Source organism: Micromonospora narathiwatensis (assembly GCF_900089605.1).
In the GTDB taxonomy this organism is placed as follows: Bacteria; Actinomycetota; Actinomycetes; order Mycobacteriales; family Micromonosporaceae; genus Micromonospora; species Micromonospora narathiwatensis.
This window is the reverse complement of the sequence record NZ_LT594324.1, coordinates 530,398-546,837: the sequence shown is the minus strand read 5'-3', so window position 1 is coordinate 546,837 and position 16,440 is coordinate 530,398. Positions and strand designations below refer to the sequence as shown.

Here is a 16,440-nt window from a genome sequence, read left to right as displayed (position 1 = left end):
GTCACTGGGGCTGACCCCGCTGTCCCGGGTGCGGCTCGACGAGCTGCTCCAGGAGATGCTGGACCGGGTCGGTGAGGTGGTCACCAGCCGGGAGCGGCTGCGCGCCCTGCTCGACGCGGTGGTGGGCATCAGCACCGACCTCGACCTGCGCAGCACCCTTCAGCGGATCGTGCAGTCGGCGTGCGAGCTGGTCGGCGCGAGGTACGGCGCGCTCGGGGTGATCGGCGCCGACCGGATGCTGCACGACTTCATCATCCACGGGGTCGACCCGGAGCTGCGCGCGAAGATCGGCGACCTGCCGCACGGCCGGGGCGTGCTCGGCCTGCTCATCGACGATCCGCGACCGCTGCGCATGCCGGACATCACCCAGCACCCCAAGTCGTACGGCTTCCCGGCGAACCACCCGCCGATGCACAGCTTCCTCGGCGTGCCGGTCCGCATCCGCGACCACGTGTTCGGCAACCTCTACCTTGCCGAGAAGCAGGGCGCGGCCGAGTTCACCGAGGACGACGAGGAGATCGTGGTGGCGCTGGCCGCCGCGGCCGGCGTGGCGATCGAGAACGCCCGCCTCTACGCGCTGGCGCACCGGCGGGAACGCTGGCTGGCCGCCACCGCCGAGATCACCTCGGTGCTGCTCGGCGAGGTCCGGCGGACCGACGCGCTGACCCTGGTGGCCCGGCGGGCCCGGGAGGTCGCCGAGGCGGAGCTGGCGCTGGTGCTGCTCTACGACGAGGACGAGCGCCAGTTCACCGTCGAGGTGGTCGACGGCGCCGACGAGACCGTACGGGCCCTGGTCGGCACGGTGCTGCCGGCCGCCGAGACCACCTTCGCCGGCTCGGTCACCGAGGGCCGGCACGAGTCGCTGGCCAACCTCGCCGAGGCCGCGCCGTGGCCCCGGCCGGTGGTCGCCGGCCCGGCGGTGGTCTCCCCGCTCGCCGCGGCCGACACCCTGCACGGTGTCCTGGTGATCGCGCACCGCCCCGACCGCGCCCCCAGCGGCGAGGACGACGTCGCGCTGCTCAACAGCTTCGCCGGCCAGGCCGCGCTGGCCATGGAGCGGGCCCGGGGCCAGGAGGAGCGGGAGCTGCTGGTGGTCCTGGAGGACCGCGAGCGGATCGCCCGCGACCTGCACGACGTGGTGATCCAGCGGCTCTTCGCCACCGGCCTGCAGTTGCAGAGCGGGGCGATGAACGCGCGCCCCGAGGTGGCCAAGCGGATCAACGCGGCCGTCGACGACCTGGACGCCACCATCCGGGACATCCGGCGGACCATCTTCGAGCTGCGTACGCCGATGAGCGCCGCGCTGCGTACCGAGATCCGCGAGGCGATCGAGGTGGCCGCCGAATCGCTGGGCTACCGACCCCACCTGGACCTGGTCGGCCCGATCGACAGCGCCGTCCCGGACGAGCTGCGTCCCGAACTCACCGCCGTGCTGCGCGAGGCGCTCTCCAACGCCGTACGCCACGCGCAGGCCGACCGGGTGTCGGTGACGGTGCGGGTCGACGCCGGCTGGGTGACGGTGACGGTCACCGACGACGGGGTCGGCTGCGACCCGGAGGCGGCCCGCAGTGGTCTGGTGAACCTGCGCGAGCGGGCCGAACGCCTCGGTGGTGACTTCCAGTTGAGCCGGGTGGTCCCGCACGGCACCGAGCTGCGGTGGAGCGCCCCGCTGCGCGACTGAGCGGGCCGACTCGGCGCGCGGCAGCCCGCCCGGATCCCGGGCCGGGCGGCCGTCGGCGGACCGATGCCGTCAGTGCCGCTGGCCGAGCAGCCGGGTGGCCAGCACCGCCGCCTGCGTACGCCGCTCCAGGCCGAGCTTGGCCAGTACGCTGGAGACGTAGTTCTTCACGGTCTTCTCGGCGAGGAACATCTTGCCGGCGATCTCCCGGTTGGTGAGCCCCTCGGCCACGTACTCCAGGATCCGCCGTTCCTGCTCGGTGAGCGACTTCAGCTCGCGCGGCTGCTCGACCCCGCTGCGGATCCGCTCCAGCACCCGGGTGGTGATCGCCGGGTCAAGCAGGGACTGCCCGGCCGCCACCCGGCGGACCGCGTCGACCAGGTCGGTGCCGCGGATCTGCTTGAGCACGTACCCGGCGGCACCGGCCATGATCGCGGCGAAGAGCGCCTCGTCGTCCTCGTACGAGGTGAGGATCAGGCCCTTGATCGAGGAGTCCACGGCCCGGATGTCCCGGCACACGTCGATGCCGTTGCCGTCGGGCAGCCGGGCGTCGAGGATCGCCACGTCGGGGCGGAGCGCCGGGATGCGGCGGGACGCCTCCTGGGCGGAGCCGGACTCACCGACCACCTCGATGTCACCGCTGTTGGTGAGCAGGTCGGCAAGGCCACGACGGACGACCTCGTGGTCGTCGAGCAGGAACACCCGGATCATCCGTCCTTTCTACCCCGACGCCGCGGGGTCGTGCACGGGCCGAAGGTCCCGACCGCGACGGCGCGGCGGGTAGACGGTCCCCCCGAGATGGGGACCTTGGGCCCTGCTCGGGTAACCCCCGGTTGACGCACCGTAGGAGGGAGCCGACCGGGAGGCGGCGCCGCTGGCCACGGAAGGAGCAGCACCATGAACACCGGCTTCACCGTCGCGCAGCTGACGGCCGCCGCCACCGACGCCGTCCGGGCACCGTCCCTGCACAACACCCAGCCGTGGCGGTTCCGGCTGCGCGACGGCGGGATCGAGGTCTCCGTCGACCCGCTGCGCGGGCTCCCCGCCACCGACCCGAGCGGTTGGGGCGCCCGGATCGCCTGCGGGGCCGCCCTGTTCAACCTGCGGCTGGCGCTCGCCGTGGCGGGCACCCCGGCCACCGTCCGGCTCCGCCCGTACCCCGCCGACCCGAACGTGGTGGCCCGGCTGGAACCGGACGTGCCGCGCCGCCCCACCCCCACCGAGCAGAGCCTGTACGCGGCGATCGGCCGCCGGTTCAGCAACCGCGCCCCGTTCTGGACCGACCCGGTACCCGCCGACGCCCGGTGGCGGCTCGTCGAGGCCGCCCGGGCCGAGCAGTGCTGGCTGGAGCTGCTGATCGGCACCGGCGCGGTCAACGCGTTCGCCGAGGTCGCCCGCAGCGCCCACCGGGTCCTCGAACGCGACCCCGCGTACGTGGCCGAGCGGGCCGCCTGGATCCGCTCCGAGCCCTCCCCCGACGGCGTGCCGACCGCATCGGGCGGGCCGCAGGGCGAGCCGCAGGACCTGCTGCCCCAGCGCGGCTTCGGGGGACGCAACCGAGGGCCGGGGCGGGACTTCGAGCCGGAACCGCTGGTCGCGGTGCTGGGATCGGCGGGGAACACCACCACCGACCAGATCATCGCGGGCCAGGCCCTGCAACGGGTGCTGCTGACGGCCACCGACGCCGGGCTGGCCGTGTCGATGATCTCCCAGCCGATCGAGGTGTCCGGGGCGCGGGAGGCGCTGCGGCTCTCCCTGGGCCGGTTCGGCACCCCGCAGATGGGGATGCGGATCGGATACGGCCAGCCGGGCGCCACCACCCCGCGCCGCCCCGTCGAGGAGGTGCTCGACGTGCCGGTCGCGCCGGCCTGAGCCCGCCCGTCCCGCTACCCGGCGGCCGGGCCCGGTCAGGCCGGCCGGGCGACGCCGGCCAGCAGTTCCGCCTCGCGTTCCGGGTCGAGCCCCACCGGGGCCCGGGCCGGCCGGCCGGCGCGGGGCGGCACCTGACCCACCTCGCACAGCCAGCGCCAGGTGTCGGCGACCGTCTCGGCCACCGGCCGGCAGACCAGCCCCGCCGCGTACGCCCGCTCGACACCCCGCTCCTGCAACCAGCGGTACTCGTGCCCGACCGGGATCCAGATCGGCAGGTCGTTCCAGGGTTCGACACCCGCGGCCAGGATCGGTTCCGGGTCCGTCCAGCGCAGCACCGCGTCCGCGCCGGTGGCCGCGAGCGCCGCGTCGAGCAGCTCACCCATCGTCGTGTGCCCGCTGCGCCCCACCACGTTGTACGCGCCGCCGGTGCCCTCGGCACACCGATCCAGCAGCCAGCTCGCCAGGTCCCGGACGTCGATGTACTGCACCGGAAGGTCCCGCGGCCCCGGCGCGAGCACCTCGCCACCCCGGGCGATCCGCCGCAACCACCACGGCAGTCGTCCGATGTCCTCGCCCGGCCCGAGGATCAGCCCGGCGCGGGCCAGCAGCGCCCGCTCGCCGAAGACCTCCACTGCGGCCCGCTCCCCGCCCGCCTTGAGCTGTGGATAGTCGCCGTCCACCGCGTCCGCCGACGCCTCGACGACCGGCGCGTCCTCGGCCGAGCCCAACTCCACCGGTTCGCCGTAGACCGAGCCGCTGGAGACGTAGCCGTAGTGCCCCACCGAACCGGCCAGGGCCCGCGCGGCGTCCCGCACCGCCCGGGGCGCGCCGTCCCAGGTGTCCACCACCAGGTCCCACGCACCGCCGGCGAGCGCCGTCAGCCCGTCCGGCGCCGTCCTGTCCCCCCGCAACCGGCGTACGCCCCCCGGCACGTCGCCGTGCAGCCCCCGGTTGAACACCGTCACCGACCAGCCACGCCGTACCCCCTCGGACACCACGGCCCCACCGACGAATCCGGACCCACCCAGCACCAGCAGTCTCATACGTCCCACCCTGCCGGCCGTCGCGCCCTCCGACGAGCCAGGTTCACGCTGAGCGGATCTGCCCACGGCAGAACCCCCGCCCCCGGTCCCCCTTCCGCCCCCGGTCCCCGCCCGCCGCCCGCGCGCCGCCCCCGCCCGCCGCCCGCCGCCGGCCCGCCGGCCCGCCGGCCCGCCGGCCAAGATCCGCGCACCCTTCGGGGAACTGCGGCCTCGCTCCGCCGCTCCTCCGCCAGATACGGGATTTCGGGAAAGTTGCGGCTTTGTCGTGCCGAGATGAGCCGATTTCGGGGAAATTGCCGCGTCGCGCCTTCGGAGGGCCACCTCGGGGATGTTGCGGCGTCGCGTTCCCGAGGGGCCGATTTCGGGGAAGTTGCGGCTTCCTCGTGCTGGGATAGGCCCGTTTCGGGGATCTCGTGTGGATCTTGGCCGGCGCGCCTCGCCTGTCTGGGCGATATGCGCTGAATGGCCGGTCTCGGAGGCGGCGGGGTGGCGTCGCGGAGGGAATGGTCGGCGGTCGGCGGGCGTTGTACCGGGCTGCACGGCCGAGGAAGGCCCCCGAACCTGGGGGCTGATGGCCGCCCGCTGCGATCGGGGTGGCCCGGGCCCGGAATGTTGGTGGGTCGTCGGTCGTTGTACATGGTCCCGGCGCCGCGAAGAGGCGATCCCCCGCCCCGCGAGCCAGCCGGTCGAAGACCTTCCCCCCCTGTTTGGGCGCCTGACGGTGCTTGCGCATGCCCCGACCCCCCTGTCGGCGTGTGTGCCAAACCCCCGAATGGAGCTTTGGTCATGAATTCGATGCTGCGTAAGAGTGTTCTGGGTGTTGCTGGTCTGGCTTTCGCCGGTGGTGTGTTCGCTGGTCCGATCGCCGCTCACGCGGCTGAGCCCGTGCACAGCGTCCCGGTCGCCGCGGTGCAGGGCGCCCAGTCGAAGATCAGCCTGAACGGTGAGCAGACCGCGAACGCGAAGGCGATCATCGCGGCGACGAAGAAGGCCGGCATGCCCGAACGGGCCGCGGTCATCTCGATCGCCACGTCGCTTCAGGAGTCGAAGCTGGAGAACCTGGGCCACCTCGGTGACCAGAACGACCACGACTCGCTGGGTCTGTTCCAGCAGCGCCCGTCCTCTGGTTGGGGTAGCCCGGAGCAGATCACCGACCCCGAGTACGCGACGACCGCGTTCCTGAAGGGTCTGAAGCAGGTCGACGGGTGGCAGGACATGCCGTTGACCAAGGCCGCGCAGACGGTGCAGGTGTCGGCGTACCCGGACGCCTACGCCCAGTGGGAGCAGCAGGCCGCTGACCTGGTCGCCCAGAACTGGAACAGCTGACACAACCGAACATGAACAACACCGCTGGCCGGCACCCGAGCACGGGGTGCCGGCCAGCGGCGTCTCCGGACGTGCAGGTCGACGGCGTCGAGGCTGCTTCGAGGACAGGTTGCTTCAGTCGACGGTCGGGGCGACCACGAACAGCGTTCATCGAAGACGGCGGAGGTCGGTAGTGACCGGGGAACGGACTAGGAAGACAAAGAACGTGGCTGCCCTCGTCGGCGGCTGGAGCGCCCGCCACCGTTGGTGGGCAATCCTGATCTGGCTCGGGTTCGTGGTGGTCGCCACCGTTGTCGGCAACGCGGTGGGCACCACGCCGATGAAGAGCTACGAGGGCCAGAACGGCGACTCGCGCCGGGCCCAGCAGATCATCGACGAGGCCGGCTTCCCCGACGTGGCCGGCGAGATGGTGCTGGTCCAGTCCCGCGACGGTCGGATCACGGTGGACAGCCCCGAGTTCCGCCAGGCGGTGCAGGACGTCCGGAGCGCGGTCGAGGCCACCGGCCAGGTGGAACACCTGCGCACCCCGTACGACCCGGCCGGGCCGGCGCCCCGGACCAGCGACGGGACGACCGCGTTGGTGCTGTTCGACATGGCCGGCGCCGGCGACACCGCGGACGAGCGGGTGCAGCCGGTCCTCGACGCGGTGGCCGGCGTACAGGACCGACACCCCGAACTGCGGGTGGAGCAGGCGGGCGCGGCCAGCATACAGCGGCTGGCCGGCGTGGCGGTCAACGAGGACTTCCAGCGGGCCGAGGCGCTGTCGCTGCCGATCACCGCGATCATCCTGCTGATCGCCTTCGGCACCCTGTTGCCCACGCTCATCCCGCTCGGGGTGTCGATGACCGCGTTCTTCGCCGCCACCGGTCTGCTGGCGCTGGCCAGCAAGGTGCTGCACGTGGCCGACACGACCACCAACCTGATGCTGCTCATCGGGCTGGCGGTGGGCGTGGACTACTCCCTGTTCTACGTACGCCGGGAACGGGAGGAACGGGCGAACGGCCGGTCGAAGGAGCGCGCCCTGGAGATCGCGGCGGCCACCTCCGGTCGTGCGGTGCTGATCTCCGGGGTCACCGTGATCGTGGCGATGGCCGGCATGTTCCTCACCGACCACGGCGTGTTCATGGGCTTCGCGCAGGGGACCATCCTGGTCGTCCTGACCGCGATGGTGGCCTCGGTGACCGTCCTCCCGGCGACGCTGGCCGTGTTCGGCGACGCCGTTGACGCCCGGGTGATCCACGGAATCGTACGGCTGGTCACCCGGGGCCGGGTCACCTGGCCGCGGCGGCTGGGTGGCCGGGCCGGCGGCGGTCGGGTGTGGAACGTCGTCCTGACCGGCGTGCTGCGCCGCCCGTGGATCTCCACCGTACTGACGGTGGGCGTGCTCGCCGCGCTGGCGGTTCCCGCCCTCGGCATGCGCCTCGGCCAGCCCGGCATCGACGACCTCCAGGGCGACTACCCGATCGCGGCCACGTTCAAGGCGATCGACAAGGCGTTCCCGGGCGGCAACGAACCGGCCACCGTGGCGGTCAAGGCACCGGACGTGTCCAGCCCCGCGGCGCAGCAGGCGATCGAACGGCTCAAGGATCGGGCGCTGGCCAGCGGGGTGGCGCACGAACCGGTGAGCGTCCAGGTGAATCCGGCGCGGACGGTGGCCACGATCTCGCTCAGCATCGGCTACGGCGAGCAGGGCCGGAAGGCGGTCGAGGCGCTGCGGGAGACGATCGTGCCCGAGACCGTGGGCGCGCTGCCGGACACCCAGGCGTACGTCACCGGCACCATGGCCGCCACCGTCGACTTCAACCGTCAGATGTCCCGTACCGCGCCGCTGGTCCTCGCGTTCGTGCTGGTGCTGGCGTTCGTCCTGCTGCTGAGCAGCTTCCGCTCGCTCCTGGTGGCGATCCAGGCGATCCTGCTCAACCTGCTCTCGGTGGCCGCCGCCTACGGCGTGCTGGTGCTGGTGTTCCAGGACGGGCTCGGCGCGGACCTGCTCGGCTTCACGCCGGGCGCGATCGTGAACTGGCTGCCGCTGTTCCTCTTCGTGATCCTGTTCGGACTGTCGATGGACTACCAGGTCTTCATCCTCAGCCGGATCCGCGAGGCGTACGACAGCGGGATGTCCACGGAGCGCGCGGTCACCCACGGCATCAGGTCCTCCGCGGGCGTGGTCACCAACGCGGCGCTGATCATGGTGGCGGTGTTCGCGGTGTTCGGCACCATGTCGCTGCTCAGCTTCAAGCAGATGGGCGTGGGACTCGCGGTGGCCATCCTGATCGACGCCACCGTCGTACGCGCCGTCCTGCTGCCGGCCACGATGAAGCTCTTCGGCGAGCGGGCCTGGTACCTGCCGGGCTGGCTCGACTGGCTGCCCAGCCTCTCCCACGACGAGGAGCCGGCGAGGGCGGAGGACACGGAACGGCCGGAGACCACGCGCGAGCCTGTCCCGGTGAGCTGAGGGCGCCGACGGCCCGCGCCGCACAACCGCGGCGCGGGCCGTCCCGCGTCTCGCCCGGCTCGGGCCTCAGCTCGGACGGGCCGGCACCACCGGGGGCAGGTCGAAGTCGTCGTTGCGCGTCCGCAGCAGCGCCACGCTGGCGCCGGCGAAGCCGACCGCGGCCACGATCAGACCGATGCCGGCCGCGACGTGACCTGGCATGAACGGGTGAGTGAAGCCGCCGGCGGCGAGGGCGATACCCATCCAGGCGGGCGCGACGCGGCTGCGCCACAGCGCGATGCCGAGCAGCAGCAGCCCGATCGTGATGCCGAGGATGAACAGCAGCCCACCGAGCAGGGTGGTCGGGTGTTCCTCGATCGCGGTGGCGACCCGTGCCATGGTCGCGACGTCGAGGCCCTCGCTGACGGTGACGTTCTCCAGTCGCGGCGTGCCGCCCAGGATGCCGAAGCCGGCGAGCAGCCCGGTGAGCGCGACCAGCGCTCCGGCCGTGGTCAGGCGGGGCGCGGCGCGGCGCGCCGCCCAGACCACGGCGTACGTGGCCGGGACGAGCAGAACCAGGAACGGCACCTGGAGCCACTCCAGCAGGTCCATTCGGTCCTGGTGCGCGGCGAAGGCGGCGACGCTCTTCTCGAACGACACACCACCGTCGACCGGCAGGAGCACGTACTGCACGCCCATGAACAGCATGGGCAGCGGGGCGATGACGGCGAGCAGGATCCGCCAGAAGCCGCGGACATCTCGTGGCCGGGTGCCGGTCGTCGCGGCGACCGTGGCGGCGAGATGCCCGACCTGACCGGCGTCGAAGCGACGCGGGAAATCTCGCGTGTCGCTCCGGACGTCGCCGTGCTCATGCTCACCATGTTCGACGACGACGAGTCGGTCTTCGCCGCGATGCGCGCCGGCGCCCAAGGGTACGTCCTCAAAGGCGCCGCCCCCGACAACGTCATCCGCGCCATCGCCGCCGTCGCCGCGGGCGAGGCCATCTTCGGCCCCGGCGTCGCCCGCCGCGCCCTCAACCACCTCTCCGGCCGTACGCCGGATCACCGCACCTTCCCGGAGCTGACGCCGAGAGAACACGAGGTACTCAACCTGATCGCCGCCGGCCTCGGCAACGCCGCCATCGCGGTACGGCTCGGACTGGCACCGGCCACCGTCAGCAACCACATCAGCAGCATCTTCGCGAAGCTTCAGGTCGCCAGCAGGGCCGAAGCCATCATCCGTGCCCGCTCCGCCGGGCTCGGCCAGTAGGCCGGCACCCCTGCCCCAACCAAACCAGCACGGGCGTCGGCCCGCTCAACCATCTGGTGGGCGATACTGGGTTTGAACCAGTGACCTCTTCCGTGTCAAGGAAGCGCGCTCCCACTGCGCCAATCGCCCGAGCGCTCGCCGGATCGAAAAATCCGGCGACGGTCGGCCCCGCGAGGGGCGGATCGCGAGCGGACGACGGGATTCGAACCCGCGACCCTCACCTTGGCAAGGTGATGCGCTACCAGCTGCGCTACGTCCGCGTGTCACCGGCGTTCGTCGGTGACGGGTAGAACTGTACCCGATGGCAAGATCGCCGCACGGGTGGCCCCCACTCGCGGGGTGTCGCCCGCCACCGCCTCGGGATTGCGCTGGGCGCCGGCAGGGTACTGACTGCTCCCGACAGCACAACCCGTCCTCCGAAGGAGGCTGTCGTGGGAATCGGAACCAGCATCTTCCTCATCGCGGTCGGCGCGATCCTCACCTTCGCGCTGGACGCCAACATCGGCGGGGTCAGCCTGGACGTCGTCGGTTGGATCCTGATGGCGGCCGGCGTACTCGGCCTGATCATGACCGCGCTGGTCTGGGGTCGCCGCCGCGAGGTGGTCACCAGGACCGAGCCGGTGGAGTACCGGCAGGTCGAGCAACGCCGGGACGTGGCGCCGCCGCTGTGACGTACGGGCACCCGTGGCCGGCGGAGCTGACCGGTCACGGGACACCTGCGCCCGGGGTGCCGGCCGCCGCCGGCACCCCGGGCGGGTGCCGGGTCAGCCGCGCATCAACTCGTTGAGCGTGCCGTAGTCGAGGGCACCGGCGAGGGCGTCGTACGTCCCGGCGGCGAACGCCTCCTCGGCGGCCCGGCGGGCCACCCCGTACGCCGCCTCGGCGACCGAGGAGCCCAGGCTGACCCGGGCCACCCCGGTCTTCGCCAGTTCGGCCACCGCCGGGGCGCCCGGGCCGGCCAGGACGTTCAGCGGCGCCGGGATCGCCTCGACCAGGGCGGCCAGCGTGCCGGGGTCCACCGTCCCGGGCACGAACACCCCGTCGGCGCCGGCCGCCAGGTACGCCCGGGCCCGCGCCACCGTCTCCGCGACGCCTCCGGCGCCCCGCAGGAACGTGTCGACGCGTGCGTTGACGAACAGCGGGATCCCGGCCCGGTTCGCGGCGGACCGGACGGCCGCCAGTCGGTCGCACTGATCGTCGACCTCCCGTAGCGGGGTCGCCCCGTCGTGCCGGGCGTCCTCGACGTTGACGCCGACCGCGCCGGCCGCGATCACCGCCGCGACGCTCTCGGCGACCTCGTCGGCGGTGCCGCCGTACCCGGACTCGATGTCGGCGGTGACCGGCAGCGGAACCGCCGCGACGACCCGGCGCACCAGGTCGACGGCGGCGTCACGGCCGAGGGTGTCGCCGTCCGGGGCGCCGAGGCTCCAGGCCACGCCGGCGCTGGTGGTGGCGACCGCGCGGGCGCCGGCGGCGGCGACGATCCGGGCGCTCGCGGCGTCCCAGGCATTGACCAGGACCAGCGGCTCGCCGGGAACGTGCAGGGAACGGAAGTGCAGGGCCAGGCTGTGTTGATCGTTCACCCGACCAGTCTGGGTGTACGCCGCCGGTCGCCGTAATGTTTCAGTCCCAGCTGAAACGAAGGAGGCTGCGTGGTCGCGATCGGCCTGTCGGCGGGCGCCGTGGCACGGGTCCGGTTCGCGCTGTCCTGCCTCTGGGAGACGGTCGCCAGCGTACGGGTGCTCCGCGACCCCGGCCAGCACGCCATCCACCTGCCGTGGGTGAACCGGGTCCGGCCACGCCTGGCCGAGGCGAACCTGATCGGCCCGGACGGCGGCCTGCTCTGGCACCTCGTCCCGCCCGCGCCCGGGTACCTGGCCGACTTCCTCACCCCGCCGCCCGCCGGGCTGGCCCCCGACCTGGGGCAGGAACTCGCCGCTCTCCGCGCCACCCCACCCGGGACCGTCCGCGCCCACCTGGACCTCTACCCCGGCCACCGGCCACCGGCGCTGGCCGCCCTCTACGCCGACCCGGAGGACGGGCTGCGCCGGCTCGCCGGGGAGATCGGGGCGTACTGGCGGCTCGCCCTCGCCGGCGACTGGCCCCGGATCCGGGCCCTGCTGGACGCGGAGGTTTTCCGGCGGGCCTGCCGGCTGGCCGAGGACGGCGCGGCCGGGCTCCTCAACGACCTGCACGAGCGGGTCCGCTGGGAGGGCGACGCCCTGCTGATCAGCCAGCGGCACTGCACGGCTCCGGACGTGCCCGACGGCAGCGGGCTGGTTCTGGTGCCGTCGATCTTCGTCTGGCCGTCCGTGCTCAGCATCGCCGCCGGGGACGTGCCGCAGTTGGCGTACCCGGCCCGGGGCCTCGGCGCGCTGTGGGCCTGCCCGCCGGACGCGCCGGACGCGCTGGGCGCCGTACTCGGTCGGGGGCGGGCGCGGCTGCTCGCGGCGCTGGACGCGCCCCGGTCGACCACCGAGCTGGCCCGGCGGACGGGCCTCTCCCCGGCCGGCGTGTCGCAGCATCTCACCGCGCTGCGCGCGGCCGGCCTGGTGGTGACGCACCGACACGGCCGGTCGCTGCTCAGCAGCCGGACGGCGGTCGCGGAGGCGTTGCTGTCCGCGTCGGCGTGAGCGTGCCGACGCGGACAGCGGAAACAGGAAGGCTCGTCACCGGTGTCCGGTGACGAGCCTTCTGCTCATCGAACTGGTGGGCGATACTGGGTTTGAACCAGTGACCTCTTCCGTGTCAAGGAAGCGCGCTCCCACTGCGCCAATCGCCCTCGTCTACTGCCGAGGTGGAGACGGGATTTGAACCCGTGTACACGGCTTTGCAGGCCGTTGCCTCGCCTCTCGGCCACTCCACCGAGTGTGCCCCCGACATGCGTGGCGGCATCTCCGAGCGGACGACGGGATTCGAACCCGCGACCCTCACCTTGGCAAGGTGATGCGCTACCAGCTGCGCTACGTCCGCGTGCCCCCGGTGTTTCCCGGTGACGGATGAGAACTTTAGCCGAGCCCGGGAACGGTTGCCAAATCGGGGTCGGCATTCGGGCGCGTCTGGGTGACCGCGTCCGGCTTCGCGTAGAGCTTCCTAGGAGCCTGGGTGGCATCCGCCGGTCGGACGGGGACGTCCGCGCCGACACGCCAGGCGGGAAGTGTCCGGCTTCCGACTCACACCCGACCGACCGGCCGCGCCGGTAACTCCTCGTGGTCACATCGATGGGCTACGGTAACGGGCGTGACGAGACGCGCCGCCGAAATCCGCCTGGATGCCCTGCTTCGCACGGCCTGTGACGTGATCGCGGAACGCGGACTCGCCAACACCCGCACCGCCGACGTGGCGGAGGCCGCCGGGGTCAGCCAGGCCCTGGTCTTCTACCACTTCGCCACCAAGGACCGGCTGCTCGCGCAGGCGTTCGCGTACGCCGTCGAACAGGACCTGACCCGGCTCGACACGGTGCTCCGCTCCTCCGCCCCACCGCTGGCCAAGCTGCGCCGGATGCTGCGCCTCTACGCCCCGACCGGCCGGTCGACCTCGTGGTCCATCTGGATCGACGGCTGGGCGGAGTCGCTGCGCACCCCCGAGTTGGAGAAACTCTCCCGTCGGCTCGACCTGCGGTGGCGGCAGGATCTCGCCACGGTGATCTCCGACGGGGTGGCCGACGGCACCTTCGACTGCCCGGATCCGGCGGGCGCGGCGTGGCGGATCAGCGCGGTGATGGACGGCCTGGCGGTGCAGCTCGCGGTGCACGAGCGGGTGATCACCCGACGGCAGATCGCCGAGTGGATCCGCCTCGTCGCCGCACGCGAGCTGGGGCTGGAACCAGGCCAGCTCGACTGATCCCGCGCCCGGCCTATCGCCACCGCGCCCGTCTGACCGGCCGCGCGTACGCCGGCTCCGGGTCCTCCCCCGCCGCCTCGCCGACCGGCCGCAGCAGGCGCCGCATCCGCAGCAACATCCCGGCGCCGAGGCAGAGCAGCAGCCCACCGAGGAGGAAGGCCGCCTGGACCACCCCGAAGCCGCCCGAGGACGCGACCGGCCGGCCCGCCGCGCCGGGCGGCGGCGGTTCCACCGCCGCGTCGTCCGCCGCCGGGTCGTCCGGGTTGGCCGGCTCGTCCGTCGCCGCGGCCGGCTCGTCCGTCGCCGGGGCCACGGCGGCCGGTACCTCCGTCGCCGGGGCGGTGGGGGCGACCGGGCTCTCCGTCGGCTCCGGTGTCGCCTCGGTGGTGCCCGCGTTCCGGCCCACCACCGGGCGGGTCGCGGTCCGCCGGGCCAGCAGCCGCAGCTCCGGGTCGTAGGCCTCGGCCGCGAAACTCACCCGACCCCGGGTGACGTCCGCCGCGAAGGCGACCCGGTAGCGGGCGGTGACCGTGCGCCCCGGGCAGAGGATGCCGGGGTCGAGCTGCCGGTCGGTCAGCCGCGCCACGTCCCCCTCGGTCCGGATGTCCAGCGGGAACGAGCCGCCGTCCTCCACCCGGTCCACCCGCACCTGGTCCAGCCGCAGCCCCTGCACCCGCAGCAGCATCGACCAGCGCACCTTGACGCAGCCGCCCCGATCGGACCGGGACACCACCGCGGCGAGGGTCTCCACCCGGTCACCGGCGGTGAACTCGTCCGGCAGGCCGCTCAGCTCGGTCGCGAAGGGTGCCGCCGCCCGCGCCGGCACGGCCACGCCGAGCCCCACGCCCGACAGACAGGTCAACGCCATCCCGATCCGCAGCGCGTACCGCCACACGCTCACCACCGCCCGTCCTCCCGTCGTCCCTGGGGCAACGCTATGAGCGCCCCGGGCGGGCCGGTAGACGGGCGGGTTCGCACCGACCGCCAACTCCGGGGGCGGTTCTCACCGACCGTGGTGAACCGCTCACCGCCGAGCCGCGACACGCCGGGATCCGCCCGGCACGCACCGCGCGGCGGCCGGCGCCGGACCGTACGACAGAATCACCCGGTGTCCGACCTGTCCGCCGCCTTCGTCCGGCTGCACGCCCGGCTCGCCCCGGTCGCCTTCGTCCCCGAGGTGCGGCTGCACCAGGCCGACGAGCCGATCGGCCTCTGGGAGCTGACCGAGGGTGAGTTCCGCAGCGCCCAACCGCCGCCGTTCTGGGCCTTCGCCTGGGCCGGCGGGCAGGCGCTCGCCCGCTACGTCACCGACCACGCCGAGCTGGTCGCCGGACGGCGGGTGCTCGACCTCGCCTCCGGCTCCGGCCTGGTCGCCATCGCCGCCGCCCGCGCCGGCGCCGCCGCCGTCCGGGCCGTCGAGGTGGACGAGCGGGCGGTCGCGGCCGTCGCGCTCAACGCCGAGGCCAACGGGGTACGCGTCGACGCCGAACTCGGCGACATCCTCGACGGCGACGCCGGGGACGCCGAGGTGGTGCTGGCCGGCGACGTCTTCTACAGCGAGGCGATGGCCCGCCGGGTGCTGCGCTTCCTGCTCCGGGCCGCCCGGTCCGGGGCCCGCGTGCTGGTCGGCGACCCGGGCCGGGCGTTCCTGCCCCGCGAGCGGTTCCACGAGCTGGCCGGGTACGACGTGCCGGTGCCCGAGGCGCTGGAGAGCGTACGGGTGAAGCACACCACCGTGTGGGAGCTGGACCCGGCTCCGCCGGGGGCCGCCCGCTAGCGTGACGCCGTGCTGTTCCGGGGCTGGGGAGAGTCCGTCGACGGTCCGTGGCCCGACCAGGCCACCGTGGTCGACCACGTCGGCGTGCCGCACCTGGTGGTGACCCGGCACGCGCTGGTTCGGCAGCTGCTCACCGACCCGGCGACCTTCCGGCCGGACAACGCCCTCGACGCGGTGACCCCGATCCCGGTGGCCGCCCTGCGGGTCCTCGCCGGTCACCGGTTCCGGCTGCCGCCGACGCTGGCCAACAACTCGGGAGCCAGCCACCCCGAGATCCGCGGCATCGTCGCCGACGCGCTGCACCCCGACCGGGTGGCCGCGCAGCAGCCCTGGCTGACCGACCTGGTCCGGCGGCGGGTGACCCGGCTCGCCGCCGCCCTCGACGCCGGCGCGCCGGTCGACCTGTACGCCGAACTCGCCGCCGACCTGCCACTGCTGGTGCTGGCCCGGCTGGTCGAGCTGCCGGACGCCCCGGTCGGCGCGGTCAAGGACTTCGCCCGGGCCGCCCTGGAACTGTTCTGGGCGCCGCTCGACGAGGACCGTCAGCTCGCCCTCGCCGCCGAGGTGGGGCGGTTCCACACCGTGCTGCGCGCGTTCGCCGCGACCGGCGGCGGGCTGGCCGCCCGGCTGCGGGCCGCCGGGCACTCTCCCGACGTGGTCGTCGGCGCGCTGTTCTTCCTGTTGGTCGCCGGCCAGGAGACCACCTCGCAGTTCCTCACCCTGCTGCTGCACCGGCTCACCGGCGAACCGGCGGTCCGGGCCGGGTTACGCGCCGGCGAGGTCGCGGTCGCCGACGTGGTCGAGGAGGGGCTGCGGCTGGAGCCGCCGATCGTCACCTGGCGGCGGGTCGCGGCGGTGGACACCACGCTGGGCGGCACCCCTGTCGCCGCCGGCACCAGCATCGTGGCCTGGCTGGCCCGGGCCGGCCGGGACCCGGAGGTGGTCGCCGCGCCGGGTGAGTTCCGGCCGGGGCAGCGCGGCTCCCGCCGGCACCTGGCCTTCGGGGCGGGCGCGCACCGGTGCGTCGGCGCGCAACTGGCCCGGATGGAGGCCGCGGTGGTGGTCGCCGAGGCGACGCCGCTGCTCGACGGCGTGACCGTGGTCCGTCCGCCGTGGTGCCCGGACAATCTCACCTTCCGGATGCCGGACGCGTTCGTGATCCGCCGGCCCTGACCGCACCCGACCTCGCGCCTTCGTC

The 16,440-nt window shown here is 73.6% G+C and carries 15 protein-coding genes and 5 tRNA genes; 10 read left to right on the top strand and 10 right to left on the bottom strand.

Translation table 11 applies throughout. The annotated features are described in order from the left end of the window. The first annotated feature begins 10 nt into the window (after positions 1-10). The gene (locus GA0070621_RS02435; protein WP_197673973.1) at positions 11-1,681 is read left to right on the top strand and encodes a GAF domain-containing sensor histidine kinase; all 1,671 of its coding nucleotides are present in this window, start codon (positions 11-13) and stop codon (positions 1,679-1,681) included. 69 nt (positions 1,682-1,750) lie between these two features. Here GA0070621_RS02435 and GA0070621_RS02430 read toward each other — a convergent pair whose 3' ends face one another. Further along, positions 1,751-2,389 carry a response regulator gene (locus tag GA0070621_RS02430; RefSeq protein ID WP_091191232.1) on the bottom strand — a complete coding sequence of 213 codons (639 nt, stop codon included), beginning with the start codon at positions 2,387-2,389 and terminating at the stop codon, positions 1,751-1,753. Positions 2,390-2,575: 186 nt separating this feature from the next. On the opposite strand from GA0070621_RS02430, the gene GA0070621_RS02425 reads away from it, so the two are divergent. After that, a complete protein-coding gene (locus GA0070621_RS02425; RefSeq protein WP_091191231.1) occupies positions 2,576-3,550 on the top strand; it encodes an Acg family FMN-binding oxidoreductase in 975 nt (324 codons plus the stop codon). A 35-nt stretch (positions 3,551-3,585) separates the two neighbouring features. Here GA0070621_RS02425 and GA0070621_RS02420 read toward each other — a convergent pair whose 3' ends face one another. After that, complete coding sequence (locus GA0070621_RS02420) at positions 3,586-4,593, bottom strand: NAD-dependent epimerase/dehydratase family protein (RefSeq protein WP_091191228.1); 1,008 nt, start codon at positions 4,591-4,593, stop codon at positions 3,586-3,588. Positions 4,594-5,379: 786 nt separating this feature from the next. On the opposite strand from GA0070621_RS02420, the gene GA0070621_RS02415 reads away from it, so the two are divergent. After that, positions 5,380-5,919, top strand: coding sequence for a hypothetical protein (locus GA0070621_RS02415; protein ID WP_091191226.1), 540 nt, complete (start codon positions 5,380-5,382; stop codon positions 5,917-5,919). Positions 5,920-6,124: 205 nt separating this feature from the next. Further along, positions 6,125-8,374, top strand: coding sequence for an MMPL family transporter (locus tag GA0070621_RS02410; RefSeq protein ID WP_167666516.1), 2,250 nt, complete (start codon positions 6,125-6,127; stop codon positions 8,372-8,374). Positions 8,375-8,440: 66 nt separating this feature from the next. Here the strand turns inward: GA0070621_RS02410 and GA0070621_RS02405 are convergent, their stop codons facing one another. Beyond that, positions 8,441-9,052 (bottom strand): hypothetical protein, encoded by a 612-nt coding sequence (locus GA0070621_RS02405; RefSeq protein ID WP_157739803.1) that lies wholly within the window; start codon positions 9,050-9,052, stop codon positions 8,441-8,443. A 102-nt stretch (positions 9,053-9,154) separates the two neighbouring features. On the opposite strand from GA0070621_RS02405, the gene GA0070621_RS02400 reads away from it, so the two are divergent. Continuing rightward, complete coding sequence (locus tag GA0070621_RS02400; RefSeq protein WP_091191221.1) at positions 9,155-9,622, top strand: response regulator transcription factor; 468 nt, start codon at positions 9,155-9,157, stop codon at positions 9,620-9,622. Positions 9,623-9,676: 54 nt separating this feature from the next. Here GA0070621_RS02400 and GA0070621_RS02395 read toward each other — a convergent pair. Next, positions 9,677-9,751: transfer RNA gene (locus GA0070621_RS02395), tRNA-Val, on the bottom strand. A gap of 58 nt (positions 9,752-9,809) precedes the next feature. Further along, positions 9,810-9,882 (bottom strand) — tRNA-Gly (locus tag GA0070621_RS02390). A gap of 171 nt (positions 9,883-10,053) precedes the next feature. On the opposite strand from GA0070621_RS02390, the gene GA0070621_RS02385 reads away from it, so the two are divergent. Then, entirely contained in the window at positions 10,054-10,293 is a 240-nt protein-coding gene (locus tag GA0070621_RS02385; RefSeq protein ID WP_091191217.1) for a DUF6458 family protein, read from the top strand. A gap of 93 nt (positions 10,294-10,386) precedes the next feature. On the opposite strand, the gene GA0070621_RS30255 is transcribed toward GA0070621_RS02385, so the two are convergent. Further along, positions 10,387-11,205 (bottom strand): isocitrate lyase/PEP mutase family protein, encoded by an 819-nt coding sequence (locus GA0070621_RS30255; protein ID WP_091191215.1) that lies wholly within the window; start codon positions 11,203-11,205, stop codon positions 10,387-10,389. A 69-nt stretch (positions 11,206-11,274) separates the two neighbouring features. On the opposite strand from GA0070621_RS30255, the gene GA0070621_RS30250 reads away from it, so the two are divergent. Next, the gene (locus GA0070621_RS30250; RefSeq protein ID WP_091191213.1) at positions 11,275-12,255 is read left to right on the top strand and encodes an ArsR/SmtB family transcription factor; all 981 of its coding nucleotides are present in this window, start codon (positions 11,275-11,277) and stop codon (positions 12,253-12,255) included. Between the two features lie 74 nt (positions 12,256-12,329). On the opposite strand, the gene GA0070621_RS02370 is transcribed toward GA0070621_RS30250, so the two are convergent. The 3 genes from GA0070621_RS02370 to GA0070621_RS02360 form a co-directional block, all read right to left on the bottom strand. Beyond that, positions 12,330-12,404: transfer RNA gene (locus GA0070621_RS02370), tRNA-Val, on the bottom strand. A 13-nt stretch (positions 12,405-12,417) separates the two neighbouring features. Beyond that, positions 12,418-12,488: transfer RNA gene (locus GA0070621_RS02365), tRNA-Cys, on the bottom strand. 34 nt (positions 12,489-12,522) lie between these two features. Beyond that, positions 12,523-12,595: transfer RNA gene (locus GA0070621_RS02360), tRNA-Gly, on the bottom strand. A 267-nt stretch (positions 12,596-12,862) separates the two neighbouring features. Between GA0070621_RS02360 and GA0070621_RS02355 the strand changes: the two genes are divergently transcribed. Then, positions 12,863-13,465, top strand: a complete 603-nt coding sequence (locus GA0070621_RS02355) for a TetR/AcrR family transcriptional regulator (protein WP_091191211.1) — start codon at positions 12,863-12,865, stop codon at positions 13,463-13,465. 13 nt (positions 13,466-13,478) lie between these two features. On the opposite strand, the gene GA0070621_RS02350 is transcribed toward GA0070621_RS02355, so the two are convergent. Then, the gene (locus GA0070621_RS02350; RefSeq protein WP_167666515.1) at positions 13,479-14,369 is read right to left on the bottom strand and encodes a hypothetical protein; all 891 of its coding nucleotides are present in this window, start codon (positions 14,367-14,369) and stop codon (positions 13,479-13,481) included. Between the two features lie 204 nt (positions 14,370-14,573). Here GA0070621_RS02350 and GA0070621_RS02345 point away from each other — a divergent pair, with 204 nt between their 5' ends. Continuing rightward, on the top strand, positions 14,574-15,242 hold the full coding sequence (locus GA0070621_RS02345; protein ID WP_091191209.1) for a class I SAM-dependent methyltransferase: 669 nt from the start codon (positions 14,574-14,576) through the stop codon (positions 15,240-15,242). A 9-nt stretch (positions 15,243-15,251) separates the two neighbouring features. Further along, positions 15,252-16,415 carry a cytochrome P450 gene (locus GA0070621_RS02340; RefSeq protein ID WP_091191205.1) on the top strand — a complete coding sequence of 388 codons (1,164 nt, stop codon included), beginning with the start codon at positions 15,252-15,254 and terminating at the stop codon, positions 16,413-16,415. Positions 16,416-16,440 lie beyond the last annotated feature (25 nt).

What these genes read in the sequence shown, in the direction of transcription:
- GA0070621_RS02405 (WP_157739803.1), bottom strand. Translation starts at nt 9,052, where the DNA reads ATGGGCGTGCAGTACGTGCTCCTGCCGGTCGACGGTGGTGTGTCGTTC.
- GA0070621_RS02420 (WP_091191228.1), bottom strand. Translation starts at nt 4,593, where the DNA reads ATGAGACTGCTGGTGCTGGGTGGGTCCGGATTCGTCGGTGGGGCCGTG.
- GA0070621_RS02415 (WP_091191226.1), top strand. Translation starts at nt 5,380, where the DNA reads ATGAATTCGATGCTGCGTAAGAGTGTTCTGGGTGTTGCTGGTCTGGCT.
- GA0070621_RS02400 (WP_091191221.1), top strand. Translation starts at nt 9,155, where the DNA reads ATGCCCGACCTGACCGGCGTCGAAGCGACGCGGGAAATCTCGCGTGTC.
- GA0070621_RS02430 (WP_091191232.1), bottom strand. Translation starts at nt 2,389, where the DNA reads ATGATCCGGGTGTTCCTGCTCGACGACCACGAGGTCGTCCGTCGTGGC.
- GA0070621_RS02425 (WP_091191231.1), top strand. Translation starts at nt 2,576, where the DNA reads ATGAACACCGGCTTCACCGTCGCGCAGCTGACGGCCGCCGCCACCGAC.